Here is a 4,556-nt window from a genome sequence, read left to right as displayed (position 1 = left end):
GCGGGTGATGAAGCCTACCTGGTTGCGGGAGACCGCCTAGAACTCCTGGCCGCGCAAGATACGGATTACTCGCTGTATGACATGAAGAAGAAAGGCAGCTTCGGCAAGCTGAAGATGCAACACGACGAAGTGACCGACATTAAGCACGTCGGCTCCGAAATCAAGGCCGGTGGCAATCTGACGCTGTCGAGCAAAGGTGATCAGCTGTATCAGGTTGCCAAGCTGGACAGCGGTAACAACATCACACTGGACAGTGGCGGGTCGATTACTTTTCAGGGGGGCAAGGACCTCCATGACGAAAACCATACCAAGACCAACAACAGCGCTGGCTGGGTGTCCTCCAAAGGTCGCGGCAATACCGACGAGACCTTGCGCCAAACCCAGATGATCGCCAAGGGCAATATCGTTATCAAGGCAGTCGATGGCCTGAAAATCGACATCAAGGATGTGAATCAGCAATCCGTCAGCCAGACCATTGACGCTATGGTCAAGGCGGATCCGCAGCTGGCCTGGTTGAAAGATGCCGAAGCCCGAGGGGACGTGGATTGGCAGCGAGTGAAGGAGATTCACGAGTCTTTCAAATACGAGAACTCGGGACTGGGCCCGGCAGCACAAATCGCAATCGCCATCATGATGTCCTTCGTGATGGGGCCGGCAGGGCTGGGCCTGGTCGGCGGTGGCTTCGGTGGGGCAGTCGCCACAAGTCTGGCAACCACGGGCGTTACCAGCACCATTAATAACAAGGGTGATCTCGGGGCCGCATTCAAGGAGACCTTCAGTGCCGGAAGCTTGAAAAATGCGGCTATCGCTGGGTTTACGGCGGGCATGCTCGACTATGCAGACACCAACTGGTTTGCGGCTGGTGGCAGCAAAACTGCAAATATCCTGACCAGCAGCAACATTACTGATGTCGCCATCCGCACGACCGGCCGGGCGATCATTTCCAGCGGTATCTCTACCACTATTGGTGGAGGCAGCTTTGGTGACAATTTCGGAGCGGCGTTGCTGGGTGAGGCGAGCAGTGTCGCTATGGCGACCGGCTTTGACTTTGTCGGTGACAACACACTCAAGTTCCCAGAAGGCAGCGCAGAAAAAGTCGTAGCGCATGCGTTGATGGGTGGTTTGATTTCCCAGGTGCTGGGTGGGGACTTTGCGACAGGTGCAGCTGCCGCTGGTCTGAACGAAGCCGCGATGAATGTTCTTGTGAAGTTCGCGGGCGGCAACGATCAGATGCAGGTGATGCTGTCGCAACTGACGGGCGTGTTAGCGGCCGCCGCAGTGGATGGAAACACCCAGTTAGGGGCCGCCATCGCAGGGAGTGCTACGACCTATAACTACCTTTATCACCGTGAGGTGAAAGAGATGCTGGCCGAAATGGACAGCAAATCCACTGACGAGGAAAAGCTGGCGGTTAGGGACAAATACGAAGCGCTCGACAAGCAACGAGAGTTGGAGCGTGACGAGTTTTGTAAAGGAGCAGCTGATACTTGCCGTCAGATCTCACGCGATTTGGCCGACGATGATGAAAAATTTTCAGAGCTCATAAAGAAACTGAGAAGTGAAGGCAAGGGAGCAGAGGCCTATTGGGTAGGCTCTGTTCAATGGGGGAATTTACATTCTGCTGGATCAATGGCTTCCGTTGTGAAAGCACAGGAGGGTGGTTTCTTTGCAAAATTGGGCGCTGTGGTTTTCGAGATGGGCGCCGGAATTTTTCCGGGGCGGGCTATCGGAAAAGGCACGACGGCTATACATGTAGCAGATGAAAAGGTTGTTGATGTAAAAGGGGCCGCTGGCGGCGCAGGCGGTACTGAAAAAGTCGTCACGATCAGCAAAGATCGCTACCCCGAGTCGGCGCAACATATTGAAGATGCCATCGGCGCAGGAAAGCCTGACACGTTGACCATAGATCGAGATAATGCGGCAACGCGCAGGCGTGATTCTTTGCGCGGAATTGAAACAAGACCGGGCCTCGACCGTGATGAATATCCGCCCGCCATGTTCCAGGAAGGGGGGCAGGGAGCCTCGGTAAGGCATATCACCGCTGGTGATAACCGTGGGGCAGGCGCTTGTATTGGCGCTCAATGCAGAGAGTTGCCTAACGGGACGAAGGTTAGAATAGAGGTGATAGATTAGATTATGAATAATTTGGATAAGTTGTTATCGATTGCAAGTTCATCCTTGAGTGAGTGTGAACCAGAACTGTCTGGGCCAATACGCAACATGGCAGGGACTTCGACGGAACAACTTTTTGAAATACTGCGTCAGCGCAATGGCTTCTATGCTTTTGAAGGCGCGCTGCATGTTTTTCCAAGCGATTCCAGTCAAAGTGAAATGGGCATATCTGATTGGAATCACGCTGACCTGTGGCGCAGTAGCTACAAAGGCCTAGCCGATAACGTTGTCTTTTTTGCTGAAGATATCTTTGGTGGGCAGTTCTGTATCAAGGATGGCAATATCTACATTTTTGATCCGGAAACTGGCTCTTTAGAGTACTTGGCTGCGGATGTTGAAAGCTGGGCTGAAGTAGTTCTGCACGACTATGAAGTATTGACAGGCTATCCGTTGGCTCATCAGTGGCAAAAGCGCAATGGTCCAGTTCGTGCAGGGATGCGTTTGCTGCCCAAGGTGCCTTTTGTAATGGGCGGTGATTTTTCCTTGGATAATTTATATGTTGCCGATGCTGTAGAAGGCATGCGGCTCAGAGCGTATATAGCCGATAAGATTAAAAATTTACCAGACGGTACTCAGGTTAAATTCAGTCTGGACTGACAGAGAATGAGTGAGAATGGATCAGGTTTATACAAGATTTGGTCTGTTTTATCCGCAAAAGAAGTAATGACTTTGATGTGCAGGATGACGATCCAGTCAAAGAAGCAAGTCTTGGGGGTATTGGTAAATGGGGACAGACCCTGAGGGATCCCCACAAATCTACTCTAGGCTCTGAGGATAAATGGGGAAAGACCACGTTTAGAAAGCACTCTGAAAACGTGGTCTGTCCCCTTTTTATGCTTTTTATGCTTTTTATGCTTTTTATGCTTTTTATGCCCTTTTTATGGTCTGTCCCCTTTTTTATTTGGTGGCGCCGGAAACCCATGTTGGCTAGTTATATACCGGCGGCAGTGCAAAAGGCGCTAGGAGTAAGATTGAAATGATTTACGGCGATCCGTTTATATTCTCAATTCAGTTTGATGTAGTGAGAGATTGGACTGATTCAAGTTGTTTCTGGGTAAACGGCTTGTTTTCGTTGTTTGTTGGTGGGGAAAGGCTCCTTGATGTCGTGGATGTTGCCGAGCTTAAAACTGCCGTGAACTTCTACGCAAAAATGGAATTTGAAAATATAGAGGAGGGCGATTCAGCGATTTCTGCAAAAGAATTATTCGCTTCCGCGCATCGTTATTTTTTCAAAGGGGAGTCCGCCATTCTAGAAGGCGTGCAAGATATGACGTGCACCTTCTTGGGGGACGCCGGTCTGTTTATTTATTTTCAAAAAACAGAGCATGCGGACAGGCTGGTCTGGAGTAAGGACTTTGGCAACATTGTCCATGAGGCGTTGCTGCCTCGGGGGGCAGTGGGTGGCGTAATTGAAGGTATTGAAGAGTTGTAGAGTTGGCAGCGGCATGGCTGGTCAGAATGTCCTGACAAGATAAATGGGGTCAGACCACGTTTAATGTAGTTGACTGCAACAATACGTAAAAATTTGCCGTCATTTGTGCCTTTCGGCCCGCTAAGCTTTCAGTTCGACCAATTGAAAGGATTCATCGATGCCGCGTAGACCAAGAGTTTTGATACCAGGCGTACCGTTGCACTTGATTCAGCGAGGAAACAATAGGTCTGTGTGTTTTTTTACCGACGAAGACTATCTTTTTTATCTGGAGCTTTTAGTCGAACAGGCTTCTAAAAATGAATGTGATATTCATGCGTGGTGCCTAATGACCAATCATGTTCACTTGTTAGTCAGTCCTCATTATGCCAACAGCGCAAGCCTGCTGATGAAAGGTGTCGGCCAGAGATACGTCCAATACATAAATCGTGCTTATAGTCGCAGCGGAAGTTTGTGGGAAGGCCGGTATCGTTCATGCCTTGTTGAGAGTGAACGATATTTGTTGTGCTGTTATCGATACATCGAAATGAATCCCGTCAGAGCGAAAATGGTAAATCATCCGGCAGAATATCGCTGGTCAAGTTACCGTGTTAACACACAATCAGAGCGATCACACATTGTTACCCCTCATGCTCAGTATTTGGCGCTTGGAGGGCAGGGCGGGCAGCCGGCAGAAGCTTACCGCGAACTGTTCAAAAATGACTTAGAGTCGGAATTGGTTGACCAGCTTCGTGACGCGACCAATGGGAATAATGTTTTTGGCGGTTCAAAGTTTGCTGTTGATGTCGAGGAAATGATCGGTCGTCGCGTGCAGCGAGGGAGCCCGGGACGGCCAAAAAAATCGATCATTTAGTGAAAACGTGGTCTGTCCCCGTTTTACCCGCAGCGTTCAGGCAACCTATGAGCTTGATAAAGCAAGTAATACATGGCAAACCATTACTATATTTCCAGCTAG

At 49.9% G+C, this 4,556-nt stretch carries 4 protein-coding genes; all 4 read left to right on the top strand.

Going from position 1 to position 4,556, the window contains the following annotated elements:
- On the top strand, positions 1-2,133 hold a 2,133-nt coding region (locus DBR24_RS19985), incomplete at its 5' end, for a DUF637 domain-containing protein (protein WP_177490640.1).
- A 3-nt stretch (positions 2,134-2,136) separates the two neighbouring features.
- A complete protein-coding gene (locus DBR24_RS19980; protein ID WP_189656048.1) occupies positions 2,137-2,769 on the top strand; it encodes an SMI1/KNR4 family protein in 633 nt (210 codons plus the stop codon).
- A 379-nt stretch (positions 2,770-3,148) separates the two neighbouring features.
- On the top strand, positions 3,149-3,604 hold the full coding sequence (locus DBR24_RS19975) for an Imm42 family immunity protein (RefSeq protein WP_128615622.1): 456 nt from the start codon (positions 3,149-3,151) through the stop codon (positions 3,602-3,604).
- A gap of 157 nt (positions 3,605-3,761) precedes the next feature.
- Positions 3,762-4,454 (top strand): transposase, encoded by a 693-nt coding sequence (locus DBR24_RS19970; protein WP_128615621.1) that lies wholly within the window; start codon positions 3,762-3,764, stop codon positions 4,452-4,454.
- The last annotated feature ends 102 nt before the right edge of the window (positions 4,455-4,556 follow it).

It is taken from the genome of Pseudomonas sp. HMWF006, assembly GCF_003061205.1.
Lineage (GTDB): Bacteria > Pseudomonadota > Gammaproteobacteria > Pseudomonadales > Pseudomonadaceae > Aquipseudomonas > Aquipseudomonas monsensis.
Note: the sequence above shows the minus strand (reverse complement) of the source record. Positions and strands in the feature narration are given on the sequence as shown.

What these genes read in the sequence shown, in the direction of transcription:
- DBR24_RS19980 (WP_189656048.1), top strand. Translation starts at nt 2,137, where the DNA reads ATGAATAATTTGGATAAGTTGTTATCGATTGCAAGTTCATCCTTGAGT.
- DBR24_RS19975 (WP_128615622.1), top strand. Translation starts at nt 3,149, where the DNA reads ATGATTTACGGCGATCCGTTTATATTCTCAATTCAGTTTGATGTAGTG.
- DBR24_RS19970 (WP_128615621.1), top strand. Translation starts at nt 3,762, where the DNA reads ATGCCGCGTAGACCAAGAGTTTTGATACCAGGCGTACCGTTGCACTTG.